The 16,968-nt window shown below is 72.3% G+C and carries 14 protein-coding genes and 1 riboswitch; of the genes, 5 read left to right on the top strand and 9 right to left on the bottom strand.

The window, feature by feature from the left end; translation table 11 throughout:
* Nucleotides 1-6: 6 nt before the first annotated feature.
* On the top strand, nucleotides 7-462 hold the full coding sequence (locus tag AC3IYI_RS06615) for an Lrp/AsnC family transcriptional regulator (protein WP_243334460.1): 456 nt from the start codon (nucleotides 7-9) through the stop codon (nucleotides 460-462).
* A gap of 51 nt (nucleotides 463-513) precedes the next feature.
* Here AC3IYI_RS06615 and AC3IYI_RS06610 read toward each other — a convergent pair whose 3' ends face one another.
* The 5 genes from AC3IYI_RS06610 to AC3IYI_RS06590 form a co-directional block, all read right to left on the bottom strand.
* Nucleotides 514-705 carry a DUF1059 domain-containing protein gene (locus AC3IYI_RS06610; protein WP_489409309.1) on the bottom strand — a complete coding sequence of 64 codons (192 nt, stop codon included), beginning with the start codon at nucleotides 703-705 and terminating at the stop codon, nucleotides 514-516.
* A gap of 82 nt (nucleotides 706-787) precedes the next feature.
* Nucleotides 788-1,921 carry an LLM class flavin-dependent oxidoreductase gene (locus AC3IYI_RS06605; protein ID WP_489409308.1) on the bottom strand — a complete coding sequence of 378 codons (1,134 nt, stop codon included), beginning with the start codon at nucleotides 1,919-1,921 and terminating at the stop codon, nucleotides 788-790.
* A gap of 66 nt (nucleotides 1,922-1,987) precedes the next feature.
* Nucleotides 1,988-3,355: an NtaA/DmoA family FMN-dependent monooxygenase gene (locus AC3IYI_RS06600; RefSeq protein WP_489409307.1), complete on the bottom strand. Its 1,368-nt coding sequence runs from the start codon at nucleotides 3,353-3,355 to the stop codon at nucleotides 1,988-1,990.
* A gap of 26 nt (nucleotides 3,356-3,381) precedes the next feature.
* The gene (locus AC3IYI_RS06595) at nucleotides 3,382-4,575 is read right to left on the bottom strand and encodes an LLM class flavin-dependent oxidoreductase (protein ID WP_489409306.1); all 1,194 of its coding nucleotides are present in this window, start codon (nucleotides 4,573-4,575) and stop codon (nucleotides 3,382-3,384) included.
* Between the two features lie 75 nt (nucleotides 4,576-4,650).
* Entirely contained in the window at nucleotides 4,651-4,761 is a 111-nt protein-coding gene (locus AC3IYI_RS06590) for a putative leader peptide (RefSeq protein ID WP_489409305.1), read from the bottom strand.
* Between the two features lie 602 nt (nucleotides 4,762-5,363).
* Between AC3IYI_RS06590 and AC3IYI_RS06585 the strand changes: the two genes are divergently transcribed.
* The 3 genes from AC3IYI_RS06585 (at nucleotide 5,364) to AC3IYI_RS06575 (ending at nucleotide 8,591) form a co-directional block, all read left to right on the top strand.
* The gene (locus AC3IYI_RS06585; RefSeq protein WP_489409304.1) at nucleotides 5,364-5,744 is read left to right on the top strand and encodes a hypothetical protein; all 381 of its coding nucleotides are present in this window, start codon (nucleotides 5,364-5,366) and stop codon (nucleotides 5,742-5,744) included.
* A 270-nt stretch (nucleotides 5,745-6,014) separates the two neighbouring features.
* Entirely contained in the window at nucleotides 6,015-6,815 is an 801-nt protein-coding gene (locus AC3IYI_RS06580; RefSeq protein ID WP_489409303.1) for a carbon-nitrogen hydrolase family protein, read from the top strand.
* A gap of 78 nt (nucleotides 6,816-6,893) precedes the next feature.
* On the top strand, nucleotides 6,894-8,591 hold the full coding sequence (locus tag AC3IYI_RS06575; protein ID WP_489409302.1) for a flavin monoamine oxidase family protein: 1,698 nt from the start codon (nucleotides 6,894-6,896) through the stop codon (nucleotides 8,589-8,591).
* A gap of 565 nt (nucleotides 8,592-9,156) precedes the next feature.
* Here AC3IYI_RS06575 and AC3IYI_RS06570 read toward each other — a convergent pair.
* The 3 genes from AC3IYI_RS06570 to AC3IYI_RS06560 all read right to left on the bottom strand — a co-directional run bounded on the left by AC3IYI_RS06570 (nucleotide 9,157) and on the right by AC3IYI_RS06560 (nucleotide 12,634).
* Nucleotides 9,157-9,807 carry a DUF5995 family protein gene (locus AC3IYI_RS06570; protein ID WP_489409301.1) on the bottom strand — a complete coding sequence of 217 codons (651 nt, stop codon included), beginning with the start codon at nucleotides 9,805-9,807 and terminating at the stop codon, nucleotides 9,157-9,159.
* 76 nt (nucleotides 9,808-9,883) lie between these two features.
* Nucleotides 9,884-11,332 carry a uracil-xanthine permease family protein gene (locus tag AC3IYI_RS06565; protein WP_489411450.1) on the bottom strand — a complete coding sequence of 483 codons (1,449 nt, stop codon included), beginning with the start codon at nucleotides 11,330-11,332 and terminating at the stop codon, nucleotides 9,884-9,886.
* Nucleotides 11,333-11,419: 87 nt separating this feature from the next.
* Nucleotides 11,420-12,634, bottom strand: coding sequence for an MFS transporter (locus AC3IYI_RS06560; protein WP_489409300.1), 1,215 nt, complete (start codon nucleotides 12,632-12,634; stop codon nucleotides 11,420-11,422).
* A 54-nt stretch (nucleotides 12,635-12,688) separates the two neighbouring features.
* Here AC3IYI_RS06560 and AC3IYI_RS06555 point away from each other — a divergent pair, with 54 nt between their 5' ends.
* On the top strand, nucleotides 12,689-13,867 hold the full coding sequence (locus AC3IYI_RS06555) for an ROK family transcriptional regulator (RefSeq protein WP_489409299.1): 1,179 nt from the start codon (nucleotides 12,689-12,691) through the stop codon (nucleotides 13,865-13,867).
* 84 nt (nucleotides 13,868-13,951) lie between these two features.
* Here AC3IYI_RS06555 and AC3IYI_RS06550 read toward each other — a convergent pair whose 3' ends face one another.
* Complete coding sequence (locus tag AC3IYI_RS06550) at nucleotides 13,952-16,330, bottom strand: chitinase C-terminal domain-containing protein (RefSeq protein WP_489409298.1); 2,379 nt, start codon at nucleotides 16,328-16,330, stop codon at nucleotides 13,952-13,954.
* Between the two features lie 410 nt (nucleotides 16,331-16,740).
* Nucleotides 16,741-16,871, top strand: a riboswitch (FMN riboswitch).
* Nucleotides 16,872-16,968: the final 97 nt, after the last annotated feature.

Here is a 16,968-nt window from a genome sequence, read left to right as displayed (position 1 = left end):
CCCGTAGTGCGACTGAACGATCTCGACGAACGCATCGTGCACGCCCTGGCCAAGGACGCCCGCCGCTCCTTCGCGGACATCGGCTCCGAGGTCGGACTCTCGGCCCCCGCCGTCAAACGGCGTGTGGACCGGCTGCGCGCCGAAGGAGCCATCACCGGCTTCACCGTCCGCGTGGACCCCGCCTCGATGGGCTGGGAGACCGAGGGCTTCATCGAGATGTACTGCCGTCACAACACCTCGCCGGACGACATCCGGCGGGGCCTGGAGCGCTACCCCGAGGTGGTGTCCGCGTCGACCGTCACCGGCGACGCGGACGCCCTCGTCCAGATCTTCGCCTCCGACATGCGGCACTTCGAGCGGGTCCTGGAGCGGATCGCGGGCGAGCCCTTCGTGGAGCGCACCAAGTCCGTGCTCGTCCTCTCCCCGCTCCTGCGCCGCTTCACCTCGGGCGCACCGGCGTAGCACCCCTGGTGCCACGCCGGGCGCACGAGGCGGAGCGGGCGGTGTACGGCCTCAGGCGTGCTGCGGGACCTCGTCCTTCATCAGGCCGCGCAGCTGCTCGCGGAACTCCGGGGTGTCCGTGTGGCTGTGCACGTCGACGGCGTGCTGCACGGAGGCGCGCAGGACTTCCTCTTCCTCACCCGCGATGGTGAGGGAGCAGTTCATCTCGCTCGGGTACTCCCTGCAGTCCAGAACCTTGCGCATGATGTACCTCCCTGGCCCGGCAGACGCCGGTGGACTCACCTCCCACCATCCTCTTCCCGGGCCCGGGGCGAAAGCCGGGGGCTCACCCCCGCCGGGCCCACTCCCCGGCCAGCAGCCGGTACGAGCGCACGCGGTCGGCGTGCGCGTGCGTGATCGTGGTGATCAGCAGCTCGTCCGCGCCGGTCGCGTCCCGCAGCCGTTCCAGCTGGTCCGCGACGGTGGCCGGCGAACCGGCGAACTGTGTCTCCACCCGGTCCGCGACCAGCTCGTGGTCCGCCGCCGACCAGCCCCGGGTCAGCCCACGGGCCTCCTCGGGCGACGGGAAGGGGATCGCGCCCTCGCCGGTCCGGATGCTGTGCACCCAGGGCGCGTACCCGGCGGCCAGCTCCCGCGCCCCGGCGTCGTCCGGGGCCACCACGACATCCGCGGACACGGTCAGGTGCGGCCGGTCCAGCCCGCCCGGCCCGGCCGAGGGCTTGAAGGCCGCCCGGTAGGCCTCGGCGGCTTCCAGCACGCTCGCCGGGCTGACGTGGTAGTTCGCCGCGAACCGCAGCCCGTTCGCGCCGGCCGTCTCCGCGCTCACACCCGCGCTGCTGCCCAGGACCCACACCTGGACCTCGGCGCCCTCCCCGGGCACGGCATGCGCCTCCACCCCGTCCGGCGAGCGGTACTCCCCGCGCAACAGGGCCAGTACGTCGCCCACTTGCCCGGGGTACTCCTGCGGGGTGGCCCCCGGCAGCTGCAGCAGCCGCTGCTGGAGCGCGATGCGCGGGTGATCGCGCAGGTGGGCGAAGGAGAAGGGCTTCGGGATGCGCAGCCCGTTCGCCGTGGTGTACGCCACCGGCGGCTCGGCCCCGCCGCGGCGCGCCGGCGGCCCGCCCGCCGAGCGCCCCAGACCCAGGTCGATCCGCCCCGGGTGCACCGCGTCCAGCAGGCCGAACTCCTCGACCGTCGACAGCGCGGTGCGGTGCCCGAGCTGGACCGCGCCCGAGCCGATCCGGATCGTGGACGTGGCCGAGGCCGTCAGCGCCAGCACGACGGCGGGCGAGGTCCCCGCGACACCCGGATTCAGGTGGTGCTCGGCGAACCAGTAGCGGGCGTAGCCGAACCGCTCGCTCTGCCGGGCGAGGTCGACGCTGTTACGGAGTGCTTCGGCGGCCGTGGAGCCGGACGCGATCGGTGCGAGGTCGAGGACCCCGAGCGGGATACCGGGCATGGTGTCCCCCCTTCTTCGGTGGCGGGCTTTCTTCGGTGGCGGGCTTCGGATGAGGTCGTGCGGTGGTCAGCCGCGCGCGGGGGCGAGGGCGCGCGGCGCCGCCAGCCCGAGGTGATCGCGCAGCGTCGGGCCTTCGTAATCGCGGCGGAACACCCCGCGCTCCTGGAGCAGCGGGACGACGGTGTCCGCGAAGGCGTCGAGCCCGCCGGGCGTCAGGTGCGGGACCAGGATGAAGCCGTCGGCCGCGTCCGCCTGGACCAGGGCGTCGATGCCCTGGGCGACGGTGAGGGGCGAGCCGACGAAGGACTGCCGCTCGGTCGTCTCGATCACCAGCTCCCGGATCGACAGACCCCCGGCGGCGGCCCGCTCCCGCCACTCGCGGGCCACGGCCACCGGATCCCGGTGCATGCGCACGCTCGCCCGTCCCAGCGCGATGGTGTTCTCCCCGGGCACCGGATCGACGTCCGGCAGCGGCCCGTCCGGGTCGTACCCCGACAGGTCCCGGTTCCACACGTGCTCCAGGCGCTTGATCGCGGTCGCCCCGCTGACCTGCTGGAGCCGCACCTCGCGGGCCAGCTCCCGCGCCTCGGCGTCCGTGTCGCCGAGCACGAAGGTCGCCGCCGGCAGGATCTTCAGCTCGTCGGGGGTGCGCCCGTACCGGCCCAGGCGCCCCTTGACGTCCGCGTAGAACGCGCGGCCCTCCTCCAGCGTGCCGTACCGCCCGAAGATGGCGTCCGCGGCGGCCGCCGCGAACTCCCGGCCCTCGTCCGAATCGCCCGCCTGGAAGATCACCGGCCGCCCCTGGGGGCTGCGCGGCACGTTGAAGTTCCCGGAGATGTCGAACTGCTCGCCCCGGTGGGCGAAGGCGCCGGGGCCCGCGTTCCGCAGGAACTCCCCGGAGACCGGGTCGGCGAGGATCTCGTCGCCGTCCCACGCGTCGAAGAGCTCGCGTGCGGTGTCCAGGAACTCCCTTGCCCGCTCGTAGCGTTCCTCGCGCGGCAGGAAGCCGCCGCGCCGGAAGTTCTCCCCGGTGAAGGCGTCCCAGGAGGTGACCACGTTCCAGGCGGCCCGGCCCCCCGACAGATGGTCGAGGGAGGCGAACTGGCGGGCCACCTCGTACGGCTCGTTGAAGGTGGAGTTGATGGTGCCGGCCAGTCCGAGGTGCTCGGTGACGGCGGCGAGCGCCGCCAGCACGGTGAAGGTGTCGGGGCGGCCCACCACGTCCAGATCGTAGATCTCACCGCCCTGTTCGCGCAGGCGCAGGCCCTCGGCGAGGAAGAGGAAGTCGAATTTCGCGCGCTCGGCGGTCCGCGCGAAATGGACGAAGGAATCGAAGTCGATCTGGCTCCCGGCGGCCGGGTCGCTCCACACGGTGGTGCTGTTGACCCCCGGGAAGTGCGCCGCGAGATGGATCTGCTTGAGCGGCTTGCTCATGGCTGCTGTCGGTCCTTCCTGGGGGATCAGGCGGCGGGGGAAGCGGTGGCGGCGGGAGCCGCCGGGGCGGCGGCGTACCGGCTCGCCGGGCGCGGCAGCCCCAGCAGGCCGCGGAGCGAGGAGGCCTCGTAGGCCCGCCGGAACGCCCCGCGCCGCCGGAGCTCCGGGACCAGGCCGCGGGTGATCGCCGGCAGGTCGTGGGCGAGCACCCCCGGCCGCAGCCGGAAGCCGGTCAGCCCGGCCTCCCGCCACTCCAGCAGCAGGTCGGCGAGGTCCGCCACGGTCCCCGCGAAGACGCGGGCGTCACTCGTGTACGCGGCCCCGTGCGCGGCGTCCAGCCGCTGGAGCCGTCGCTCCGCCGTCGCCGGCTTGTCGTCGAGGAACACCGTCAGCTCGCCGAACAGGTGCGGGATGCCGGGGAGCGCGGCGACGGCGGCGCGGACCTCGCCGGCATCCCGCGCGCTCACGTAGCCGATGTCGGCCGACCGCGCGAGGAAGGGGTACACGGCGGCGTCGGAGGCCAGCGCGCTGACTGGGGGCAGGCCCTGGGGCGGCCTGGGGGTGATGGACGGGCCCTTCACGCTGAAACGGGGGCCCTCGAAGTCGATGTAGTGCAGCTTGGTGCGGTCGATGAACCGTCCGGTGGCGGCGTCGCGGATCTCGGCGTCGTCCTCCCAGCTGTCCCACAGCCGCCGCACCACCTCGATGTGATCGGCGGCCTCCCCGTACAGCCCGGCCGGGTCCAGGGGCGCCGTGCGGCGCCCGAAGTGGCGTACTTCGTCCGGCCGTTCGGAGATCTGGATGCGCAGCCCCGCGCGCCCCCGGCTCACGTAGTCCAGGGTGGCGAGCGCCTTGGAGACGTGGAAGGGCTCGGTGTGGGTGGCCACCACGCTCGGCACCAGCCCGATGTGCCGGCTCAGCGGCGCCACCCGGGCGGCGACCAGCACCGCGTCGAGCCGGCCCCGCACCAGGTCGGTGCGGCCGTCGGGCCCCGCCGGATCGGTGGACTGCAGGCTCAGCGAGTCCTCGAAGGTGACGAAGTCCAGCAGCCCGGCCTCGGCCTCGGCGACGAGGGCGGCCCAGTAGGCGGCGGTGAACAACCGGTCGGCGTCCGCGCCCGGTTCGCGCCAGGCGGCGGGGTGCCAGCCCGCCCCGTCGAGGGCCACGGCGAGGTGGAGCGCGGAGGAGGGAGCGAGGGAGGGGGAAGGGTGCACGGGCATGGCGGAACGGCCTCCTGATCGGGCGGCGCGGCGAAGGGCGGAGCAGCTCGCGGAACGCGGGTCGCGGAACGCTGATCAGGAACGACAGAGGGAGCCGGCGACGCGCAGGAGGTCGATGTGCACGCGGGCGTACAGGTGGACGGCACGGCGCGGGACGAGCGCGTCACCGGCGGTTCGTACGGTCATGCCGGGCCACCCCCTTCACCTCGTGCCGTGCTCCGGTCGTCCTTCCGACGCTAGATCAGAGGGCACCGGGCCACAACGGATGGAATGTCAATCCGTGTTAATGCTTCGTGTCGGGCGTGCGAAGCCGCTGGAGGCCGGCTCGAGGCGAGCGCGCACTCGTGCGGGCGGTCTTGACGGCCCCTGGCGGTGCCACGAGACTGCGGACGCCAGCGTCATGAGGGTCGCGGACAGGAAGGGGGCCCGGTGGACCAGCTCACCGCCCCATCCGCCGCCACCACCCCGCTGCGCCGCTCCTGGCTCACCCGCCGGCTGCACATAGATCTCCTCCGCGTCTGCAGTGCCACGGCCCCGGCCTCCTGAGGCCCCGCCGAGCACGCCGCACGTACGCACACAGACCGAGGAGAGCCATGCCCCAGATCCATGTCCAGCCCTTTGTCCAGCCTCACGTCCAGCCTCACGTCCAGCCTCACGTCCAGGCGCCTGCCCAGCGGCCTGCCCAGGCACCCGCCCAGGCACCCGCCCAGAGCCGCATCGAGGCCCAGGCTCATGCCCCCGCCCAGGCCCCTGCCCAGACGCCCGCCCCGGCCCCGGCTCCCGCGCCCGTGACCGCCCGACCCCGGCCGCGGCCGCCCAAGGTCCTCCGGGGCCGCATCGGGACCGGGTTCTCGCCCGAACCGCACCGGTACCGGGTCTACGTCGCCGCCGACGACTGTCCGCACTGCCTCGGCGTGACCGCCGCCTTCGCCGACCTGGGCCTCCGGGACACCGTGGCCCTGACCGTCCTGCGGCCCGGCTCCGACCCCACGGGGCACGACGCGCTCCGCCGGGCCTACGAGGCCACCGGGCAGGACCACGACGGCACGCTCACCGTTCCCGCCCTCTGCGACGGCTGGAGCGGCCGGGTGGTCTCCAACCACGCTCCCGACATCCTGGAGGACCTGCGCAGGCTGAGCGTGCACCCGGCCTTCGGCCCGGCCTCGTAGGGGAGCCGCACGACAGCCGCACGACAGCCGCACGACAGCCCCGGGAGGGCCTCCGCAGGCCGAACGAAAGGGACCTCCGGATCGAGGGGTCGAAGGGCGCCCGCGGCGCATACAGAGGGCATGTGGAGCCCTCGCGCAACGAATCGCCGCGTACGACCGCCAAGACGCAACGAATCGATGCGCGGCGCGCAACGGTCACGGCTTGTCCCGGTCGAACGCGCGAACGTACCGTCTAAGGACCCCCACCCCTCCTGCCACAGAGGTACGCCCATGCCCCCGCTGCGCACCGCCCTCCTCCAGAGTTCCGGACGGCTCGGCGACACCGCCGACAACCTGAAGGCGCTCGAAGAGGCCGCGACGCGCGCCGCACAGGCGGGGGCCGGGCTCCTCGTGACCTCGGAGATGTTCCTGACCGGCTACGCGCTGGAGATCGAGGACATCGCCCGGCTCGCCGAACCGGCCGACGGCATGTCCGCCCGTGCCATCGGCGAGATCGCCCGCCGCCACGGGCTGGCCGTGCTCTACGGCTACCCCGAGCGGGACGGCGACGCCGTCTACAACGCGGCGCAGCTCGTCGGCCCCGACGGGGAGCGGCTCGCGAACTACCGCAAGACCCACCTCTTCGGCTGCTTCGAGCGGGCGGCCTTCACCCCCGGCGACACCCCGGTGGTCCAGGCGGACCTCGGCGGCCTCCGCGTAGGCGTCATGATCTGCTACGACGTGGAGTTCCCCGAGAACGTCCGGGCGCACGCGCTCGCCGGCACCGACCTCCTCCTGGTGCCGACCGCGCAGATGCACCCCTTCCAGTTCGTCGCCGAACAGCTGGTCCCCGTACGGGCCTTCGAGAACCAGATGTACATCGCGTACGTCAACCGCACCGGTCCGGAAGGCGAGTTCGAGTTCGTCGGCCTCAGCTGCCTGGCCAGTCCCGACGGGGTCACCCGGACCCGGGCCGGCCGCGGCGAGGAGCTGGTGTTCGGCGAGGCCGACCCCGAGCTGCTGCGCGTCTCGCGCGAGACCAACCCGTACCTGCGCGACCGCCGCCCCGGTCTGTACGCCTCGCTCGTCTGACCGCGGTCCGCGCACCGCGGTCACCCTCCCCCCGGCTTGCCCTTCCCCCCTGCCCCACCCCGCTAGGAGTCGTACCCCATGACGTCCACGGTGCCCACCACCGCCGTCCCGCACAGCGACGGCTCGATGCCGATCACGATGTTCGGCCCGGACTTCCCCTACGCGTACGACGACTTCCTCGCCCACCCGGCGGGCCTCGGGCAGATACCGGCGACCGAGCACGGCACCGAGGTCGCCGTCATCGGCGGCGGGCTGTCCGGCATCATCTCCGCGTACGAGCTGATGAAGATGGGCCTCAAGCCCGTCATCTACGAGGCCGACCAGATCGGCGGCCGGCTGCGCACGGTGGGCTTCGAGGGCGCGGGCACCGAGGAGCTGACCGCGGAGATGGGCGCCATGCGCTTCCCGCCGTCCTCCACGGCCCTCCAGCACTACATCGACCTCGTCGGCCTGGTCACCGAGCCCTTCCCGAACCCGCTCGCCGAGGCCACCCCCTCGACGGTGGTCGACCTCAAGGGCGAGACCCACTACGCCGAGACCATCGCCGACCTCCCGCAGGTCTACCGCGACGTGTCCGCCGCGTGGAACGCCTGCCTGGACGAGGGCGCCGACTTCTCCGACATGAACACCGCGATGCGCGAGCGGGACGTCCCGCGCATCCGGGAGATCTGGGCGAAGCTCGTCGAGAAGCTCGACGACGAGACCTTCTACGGGTTCCTCTGCAAGTCCGAGGCCTTCAAGTCCTTCCGCAAGCGCGAGATCTTCGGCCAGGTCGGCTTCGGCACGGGCGGCTGGGACACCGACTTCCCGAACTCGATCCTCGAGATCCTGCGGGTCGTCTACACCGAGGCCGACGACCACCACCGCGGCATCGTGGGCGGCTCGCAGCAGCTCCCGCTGCGCATGTGGGACCGCGAGCCCGAGAAGATCGTGCACTGGGCGCAGGGCACCTCCCTCTCCTCCCTGCACGGGGGCGCCCCGCGCCCGGCGGTCACCCGCCTGCACCGCACGGCGGGCAACCGCATCACGGTCACGGACGCCACCGGCGACATCCGCACGTACCGCGCCGCGATCTTCACGGCCCAGTCCTGGATGCTCCTGTCGAAGATCGCGTGCGACGACACGCTCTTCCCGATCGACCACTGGACGGCGATCGAGCGCACCCACTACATGGAGAGCTCGAAGCTCTTCATCCCGGTCGACCGCCCCTTCTGGCTCGACAAGGACGAGGAGACGGGCCGCGACGTCATGTCGATGACCCTGACCGACCGCATGACCCGCGGCACGTACCTCCTGGACAACGGCCCCGACAAGCCGGCCGTCATCTGCCTCTCCTACACCTGGTGCGACGACAGCCTGAAGTGGCTGCCGCTCTCCGCGAACGAGCGGATGGAGGTCATGCTGAAGTCCCTCGGTGAGATCTACCCGAAGGTCGACATCCGCCGCCACATCATCGGCAACCCGGTGACGGTGTCCTGGGAGAACGAGCCCTACTTCATGGGCGCGTTCAAGGCCAACCTGCCGGGCCACTACCGCTACCAGCGCCGCCTGTTCACCCACTTCATGCAGGACCGCCTCCCCGAGGACAAGCGCGGCATCTTCCTCGCGGGCGACGACATCTCCTGGACGGCGGGCTGGGCGGAGGGCGCGGTCCAGACGGCCCTCAACGCCGTCTGGGGCGTCATGCACCACCTCGGCGGCTCCACCGACTCCACGAACCCCGGCCCGGGCGACGTCTACGACGAGATAGCCCCGGTCGAACTCCCGGAGGACTGACCGCTCCAGGCCCTTCCGGCCCCCTGACACGGGCCGCCCCCGCGCGCGCGAGCGCGGAGGCGGCCCGTTCTCATGGCCGCACCCTGGCCGTGGGCCGCGCCGACGCGAGCGCTCTGCCGGGCCCTGGCCGTGCGGCCCCGCCCGACGGGGCTGCGATGGGTTTCCGCTGCGCGGGGCCTGTCCCCTACCCGCCCTTCCCCCGTTCCCCGGGGCTCCGCCCCGGACCCCGCGCCTCAAACGCCGGCGAGGCTGGAAGTGCCCTCCGGGCAGAATCCAGCCCCGGCCATGCAAAATCCACCCCCGCCGGGCAGAATCCAGCCCCTCCGGCGTTTGAGGAGCGGGGGTCCGGGGGCTGGCCCCCGGGTACGGCGCCGCACACGGCAGCGGGTCCGGGCGGAGCCCGGGGAACGGGGGAAGGGCGGGTAGGGGACAGCCCCGCAGGGCCCGCCCCCGGGGAGCGAGGCAGAGGGGGCCGCGCCCCGTCACCCCGACATGGGGCGACCCGGCGGGGCAGGCCGCACCCGGCAGCTGCGCCGACTCCGCAGGACGGCTCCGCGCAGCGGGGTCAGCCCGTAGGCGTGAGCAGGCAGCGGCCGACCAGGCCGACGCCCGCGTCGAGGGACTCGGTGAACTCCTCCGCGAGATCGGGGGAGCGGCGCAGCGACCAGAGCAGGCGGGCCGAGGCCCAGGCCCCCGCGCGGGCCCGCTCCAGGCTCCAGGCGCCGAGCAGATGCGTGAGCGGGTCCGCGATCTCCAGCAGGTCCGGGCCCGGCATCAGGTCCTCCCGGATGTGCTCCTCCAGGGAGACCAGGGTGTCACCGACCCGGTCGAAGTCCGCTTCGAGCGCGGCCGGCTCGCAGTCCAGCGAGCGGCAGGTGGAGACCACCGCCAGCGCCAGGTCGTGGCCGATGTGCGCGTTGATCCCGGCCAGCGCGTGCTGGAGCGGCCGGATCCCGGGATGGCGGCGGTACTGGAGGAGCGGCCGCCAGCAGGCCGGGGCCCGGTCGGCCTCCACCGCCGTCAGGTAGCGCTCGGCGAAGCGGACGCTGAGGGCTTCCGCCCGGCGGGGCGAGGGGAACGCGCCGTGCGTGATGCCCTCGTGCAGGGACTGCGTCACCGTGAGGTACACCCGGTTGAAGACGGCGACGCCGTCCCGCTCGGGGAGCCGCTCGTCCAGGGCGCGCATCCGCGCCAGCACCGCTTCCATGGGGACCATGGGACGCAGCGTCGCAGCCGCGGGCCGGGATCAGGGGAACTTGGCCGTACGCTTCCCCGGTTCGGGCGAAACTCCGTCAACCCCGCTTGTCCCCGGGCTCCCCGGCGGCGCTCCGCACCGTCCCGCCGTCCGCCTCGCCGTCTGCCTCGCCGTCCGTGTCGTCGTACGCCGACGTGCCCGCGTCCAGCAGCGGTTCCTGCTGCTTCAGGTGGGCCGGCGCGAAGTACCGCAGCGCGTGGTAGCCCGTGATCACGACGATCGTGCCGAGCGCGATCCCGCCCAGCTCGAAGCTGTCGCTGATGTTCAGCTCGACCCCGCCCACGCCGATGATGATGCCCGCCGCGGCCGGCACCAGGTTCAGCGGATTGCGCAGGTCCACCCGGCCGTTGATCCAGATCTGGGCGCCGAGCAGGCCGATCATCCCGTACAGGATCACGGTGATCCCGCCCAGCACCCCGCCGGGGATCGCGGCGACGACCGCGCCGAACTTGGGGCACAGGCCGAAGAGGAGGGCGAAGCCGGCCGCCGCCCAGTAGGCCGCCGTGGAGTAGACGCGGGTGGCGGCCATGACGCCGATGTTCTCGGAGTACGTGGTGTTCGGCGGGCCGCCCACCGCCGTGGACAGCATCGACGCGGCGCCGTCGGCGGCGATGGCCGTGCCGAGCTTGTCGTCGAGCGGGTCGCCCGTCATCTCGCCGACGGCCTTGATGTGACCGGCGTTCTCCGCGATCAGCGCGATGACCACCGGCAGCGCGATCAGGATCGCCGACCACTCGAAGGCCGGTGCGTGGAAGGTCGGCAGCCCGACCCAGTCGGCCTTGGCGACCCCCGACAGGTCGAGCCGCCAGTGGTCGACGGCCTCGGGGCCGCCCACCGTCGAGTGGATCTTGCCGAAGACGAGGTCGAAGACCCAGGAGATCCCGTACCCGAAGATCAGGCCGAGGAAGATCGCGATCCGCGACCAGAAGCCCCGCAGGCAGACCACGGCCAGCCCGGTGAACAGCATCGTCAGCAGCGCGGTCCACTGGTCCTGCGGCCAGTACGTGGAGGCCGTCACGGGCGCCAGGTTGAACCCGATCAGCATCACGACCGCGCCCGTCACCACCGGCGGCATCGCCGCGTGGATGATCCGCGCCCCGAACCGCCGGACCGCCAGCCCCGCCAGGAACAGCGCAGCGCCGACGACGAAGACCGCGCCCGTGACGACCGCGCTGTCCCCGCCGCCCGCCCGGATCGCGGCCGCGACGCCCACGAAGGAGAGTGAGCAGCCCAGGTACGAGGGGACCCGGCCGCGGGTCGCCAGCAGGAAGATGACGGTGGCGACACCGGACATCATGATGGCGAGGTTCGGGTCCAGTCCCATCAGGACCGGCGCCACGAAGCTCGCCCCGAACATCGCCACGACGTGCTGGGCGCCCAGCCCGGCGGTCCGCGGCCACGACAGCCGCTCGTCCGGCCGCACCACCGCGCCGGGGGCGGGGGTCCGCCCGTCTCCGTGCAGGGTCCAGCGCACGCCGAGGCCCATGTTCCACCGCATTTCGTTCGTTCTTCGTTCTTCGTCGCTCGTCGGGAGCGTGGTCACCTACGAGGCCGTAGGTGACCAGGCGACATGTTACGGCCGGATGGGTGCATGTTCGTCCCGGTTGGCGGGTGAGGCCCCCGCCGCCACCGGCCGCTGCCGCAGTACGGTCGCCCCCACGATCAGGGCGAACGACAGCAGCGTGACCAGCCCGAACGACACCACCAGCGAGGTCGCGTCGGCCACCGCGCCGATCGCCGACGGGGCGATCAGCCCCGAGGTGTACGTGATCGTCGCGACACCGGCGATGGCCTGCGCCGGGGCCGGACCGCTGCGCGCTGCCGCCGCGAAGGCCAGCGGGACCACGACCGCGATGCCGAGGCCGATCAGCCCGAACCCGGCCAGAGCCGCGGCCGGATGGTGGACGGCGACCACGAGCAGCCCGCCCGCGGTGGCCAGTGCGCCGCCCACGCGGACGGTGCGTACGGCTCCGAACCGGTCCACGACCTTGTCCCCGGCCAGCCGGGCGAGCGCCATCGTCAGCGCGAAGGCGGTGGTCGAGGCGGCCGCGAGGCCGGCGTCCGTGTGCAGCACGTCCCGCAGGTACACCGCGGACCAGTCCAGGCTCGCGCCCTCCGCGAAGACCGCGCAGAACCCGATCGCCCCGATGAACAGCGCGGACTTCGGGGGCAGCGCGAAGTGCGGCGGCGCCTCCCCGTCGGTGTCGGTGCGCAGGTCCAGGACGCCCCGTACGGCGACCAGCCCGGCCAGCGTCAGGGCGAGCGCGGCGATCAGGTGGTGCACCCGGGCGTCGGTACCGGTGTGCGCGGCGAGCGTGCCGAGGGCCGAGCCGATCAGGGCGCCCACGCTCCACATGCCGTGCAGCGAGGACATGATCGAGCGCTTCAGCCGGTTCTCGGTCTCCACGCCCAGCGCGTTCATCGCCACGTCCGACATGCCGGCGGTGGCCCCGTAGACGAAGAGCACGAAGCAGAGCGTCCACAGGTTCGGGGCGAGGCTCGGCAGGATGAGGGCGAGCGTCCACAGGCTCAGCAGCATCCGCAGGGCGGTGCGCGCGCCGAACCGGTGGTTGATGCGGCCGGCCAGGGGCATCGTGAGCGCCGCGCCGAGCGCGGGGAAGGCGAGGGCCAGGCCCAGGGTGCCGGCGCTGAGCTGCGCGTGGTCCTGGATCCAGGGGATGCGGGTGGCGAAGGAGCCGGTGACCGCGCCGTGTGCGCAGAAGACGCCGGCGATGGCGAAGCGGGCATGGCGCAGTCGCGCCGGGCTGAGGTCGGTTTCCCCGGTCATGACTCGTAAACTATCAGGGACCCTGCCTGATAGTTAGCCCCCGGAACTCCTAGGATGGGCGCCGTGACTCCTGCCAAGGCCCTGACCTCCACCACCCGCGCCGCCTCGCCCGCTCCGTCCCCCGCCTCGCCGAGCACGGCCCGGGCCATCAACGACCGGCTCGCCCTCCAGCTCCTCCAGGAGGAGGGCCCGCTGACGGCCCCCCAGCTCAAGGAGCTGACCGGCCTGTCCCGCCCCTCCGTCGCGGACCTCGTGGAACGGCTCACCGGAGCCGGACTGATCGAGGTCGTCGGGGAGTCCGGCGAACAGCGGCGCGGACCCAACGCCAAGCTCTACGGGATCGTCGCGCGGCGGGCCTACCTCGCGGCGCTCGACGTACGGACGGACAGCGCCACGGCGGTCGTCGCCGACCTCCTCGGCCGGCCGCTGGCACAGGCGGCCCTGCCGGTGGACGCCGTGGACGAGGCGGTGGACCGACTGGAGGAGCTCGTCCGGGAGGCGGGCGCCGACCGGCTCCACACGGTGGTGATCGGAGCGCCGGGGCTGGTGGCCCCGGGCACCGGAGAGCTCCGCGACACCGCCGGACTGCCCGCCTGGCACCGGGACCTGGTGGCGGCGGTGCAGCGGCGGCTGCCGGCGGTGGTCGTGGTGGAGAACGAGACCAACCTGGCGGCCCTCGCCGAGCAGCGGGTCGGCGCGGCCCGGGACCTGGAGTCCTTCGTGCTGCTGTGGCTCGGCGAAGGGGTCGGCGCCGCGGTGGTCCTGGACGGGCGGCTGCGCCGGGGCGCCTCCGGCGGGGCGGGGGAGATCGGCTTCCTGCCGGTGCCCGGGACGGGCGGCCTGCCGTCGGCCACGAACTGCGACGGCGGCTTCCACGAGCTGGCCGGGCGGGCCGGGGTGGCCGCGCTCGCCGCGGCCCACGGCTTCGACGGGCCGCTCGAGGAGGCCGTCGCGGGCGCCGCCGGACCGGCCTTCCTCGACGCCCTGGCCGACCGGCTGGCCCTCGGGGCGGCGGCCGTCGCGGCGGTCCTGGACCCCGGCTGCGTCGTGCTCGGCGGGGAACTCGGCCGCGCGGGCGGACCCGCCCTGGCGGCCCGGGTGGCCGGCCGCCTCACCACCCTGAGCCCGGTCCCGACCGAGGTCCGCGCCAGTACCCTCGGCGACCCGGCGGTGCTCACGGGGGCGCGGCTCGCCGCCCGCGAATCGGCGCAGTCCACCCTCTTCACGGCCTGAGGGTCACGGAAAGGCGAGGACCCGGTGGCCGCCGGGCCACCGGGTCCTCACATCTCTTCGCCTACGCGGTCACCCCGTGGGGTGTCAGCAGGCGCCCTGGTCCTTCCAGACGCCCCACTCGCCGGTGGTGCCGGGCTCCTCGTTCTGCGTCCACCACTGGGCCTTCCAGTTGTGGCCCTTGTGGGAGACGAGGTTGCCGCTGTTGTAGACCGTGCCCGCCACGTACGCCGGGTTGGTGCACGCACCGCCCGTCGGAGGAGTGGTGGTGGGAGGGGTCGTGGTCGGCGGGGTCGTCGTGGGCGGGGTCGTGGTCGGCGGGGTGGTGGTCGGCGGGGTGGTGGTGCCGCCCGGCTGGACCACGGTGACGCCGCGCGCCAGGTCACCGGCGAGCGCGTACGTCGTGCCGGAGATGTTCACCGTCCAGTTGGAGGGCGTGGACACCGGCAGGTAGTAGTTGAAGGCCAGGTCGACCGAGGCGCCCGGGGCGAGCGTCTGCCACGCCGGGAGCTTCAGCGAGACCCGGTGGAAGTCGCCTTTCAGGCCGCCGATGTTGCTGCCGGTGTGGTCGCTCTTGATCACCGTGGTGCCGAAGCCCGACTGGTCCGAGGCGTTGGCCGGGGACGAGGTCGAGTAGTCGAACTGGAACTCCGTGCCACCCGGCAGCGTGGCCGTGGTGTTGTTGGTGATCTTGAGCTTCGGGGTGATCGGGTAGTTCGAGTCGCCGAGCTTGAACTCGGTGAACTCCGTCTTGATGTCCACGGCCTGCGTCGGCAGCGCGGTGTTGGACTTCTTGGCGCCGTACGGAGAGGCGGCCTTGAACTTGTCGTACATCAGGGAGGTGAGCGTGTCGCCCATCTCGTACTGGCCCTTGGCGGCGTTCCAGCCGTAGTCGCCCGCCATCTCCCAGACCATGGTGCCGCCGATGCCGCGGTTGACCACGTAGTCGGCCTTGGCCGCCACCGACTGCTCGTCCTCCGTGGAGAGGAAGACCTTCGTCTGCGCGTTCCACAGCCACGGCGCGACCAGGGTCGAGTCGTACTTGCGGGCGTAGGTGCCGGTCAGCGTGGTGTTCGCCGGGAAGCCGTACTTGGTGACGTAGTCGCCGACGATCCCCTTTTCGAGGTTCTTGGCGTGCCACATCGGGTTGGAACCGGCCGGCGACTCGACGCCGTTGGTGTCCTTGTCGTGCCACAGGTTGTCGATGCCGACCGCGCCGTCACCGCACTTGGTCAGGCCCGCGCCGGCCGGGCAGGTGGTCGCGGAGGCCTTGCCCCACAGACCGTCGGTGCCGCCCTGGACGTTCTTGTGGCCGCGGGTGTAGTACGGCAGGCCGATGTTGATGCGGCCGGCCGGCATGGAGCCGCGGAAGTAGTGGTAGGCCCAGTCGGTGTTGAGGTAGCCGATGTTCCCGTACTGGGAGCTGCCGTACACGTTCGCGGCGGCCAGCTCGGCGTCCTTGCCGTCGTCGAAGAGCGAGGCGTTGGGGCCGACGTACTCGTTCCAGGCGCCGTGCAGGTCGTAGGACATGATGTTGACGTAGTCCAGATACTTCTGCATCTGGAAGGTCTCCATGCCGCGCAGCAGGTAGCCGGAGGAGGGGGCGGCGACGGTCACCAGGTAGTGCTTGCCGTCGGCGGCGCCGGCCCGGTCCAGCTTCTCGCGCAGGGACTTCATCAGGGCGTCGTAGCCCTTGACCAGACCGGCGCGGCGGGCATTGGCCAGCTGCCAGTCCAGCGGGTTGCCCGCGTCCTTCATGGTGGTGGGGTACTCGTAGTCGATGTCGACGCCGTTGAACCCGTACTTGCGGATGAACTCGACCGAGGAGTCCGCGAAGGTGTCGATGCCGGCCTGGTTGACCGAGCCGTCGGCGTTGGTGGCCATCGAGTAGAAGCCGCCCGACGCGACGCGGTTGCCGTCGTCGCCGAAGTAGCCGCCGGTCTCCGCCCAGCCGCCGACCGAGATCAGCGTCTTGACGTTCGGGTACTGCTTCTTGAATTTGTTCAGCAGATTGAAATTGCCCTTGTAAGGGAGCGCGGGGTCCATCTCGGCACCCGCGACACCCGGCCAGGTCATCCCGGTCGCGGAGTTGTTCGCGTTGTCGGCGCCGACGGAGATCTTGTTGTCGCTGCCCACGTGGGCGAAGGCGTAGTTCAGGTGCGTGACCTTGGACCACGGGATGTTGTGGGGCAGGTAGGCGGGCGCGCCGTCCTTGCCCGTGCGCCAGCCCGTGAAGTAGCCGATGACGCGGCGCTGGTGGTCGGCGCCCATCTTCTCGCGGCCCTCGGTGTCGTAGACCGAGCAGTACGGGACGTCCACGCCCGCGGTCTTGTACAGACCGTCGGGGCGACAGGACTCGTTGTCGGCGGCGTGCGAGACGCCCGCCGAGAGCCCGGCCACCAGCAGACCGGCGATTGCGGCGCCGGACGTCAGGAGCATGGCTCTCGTCTTGGTGGGGGACAGCATTGTGCCTCCTGGGGAGGGGAGGATGGCAGGACACAACAGGCTGGAACGTGGTGCGTGTTGGCCCGTGACGTGCGCACATCTGACGGGCTGTCTCCCGGGGAAGATGAAGGGAACGTTAAGAGGACTAGACCAACCCGTCAATAGGTCTGGACCAAAGTGCCGATCCGGCAGGGTCCGGCGCGGGCTCGTCAAGGCGTGCGTCAAGGCGCGTGTCAAGGCTCGCGTCAAGGACTTCCGGTAGAAATCCGACGGGGATCGAGTGCGGATCCGGTAGCTGTCGGGCCGGGATCAGGCGGGGCTGGATGGCGCAATCGGCGCGCTCGAGAATGACCGAATGTGTGACCCAGGCCACGTTGACTCACCCGCATGGCCGCCGATCACCCGTGGCACACTGGCTTCAGTACCAGTAGCAGCGCACTCCGGGGTCGGTGTAATTCCGAACCGGCGGTTATAGTCCGCGACCCGTCCGCAGCCAGCGGCCGGTTGACCAGGTGAAATTCCTGGACCGACGGTTAAAGTCCGGATGGGAGGCAGTGCGCGGCGGGCCAGTCACCGGTACGCCGCCGTCGGCGGTCCATCTGCACATCCCTCGGGACGTGCTTCGAACGGACCGTGTTTCCGGCCTCGGCGTCCCCGCG

The organism is Streptomyces sp. GL_148, assembly GCF_057834205.1.
Note: the sequence above shows the minus strand (reverse complement) of the source record. Positions and strands in the feature narration are given on the sequence as shown.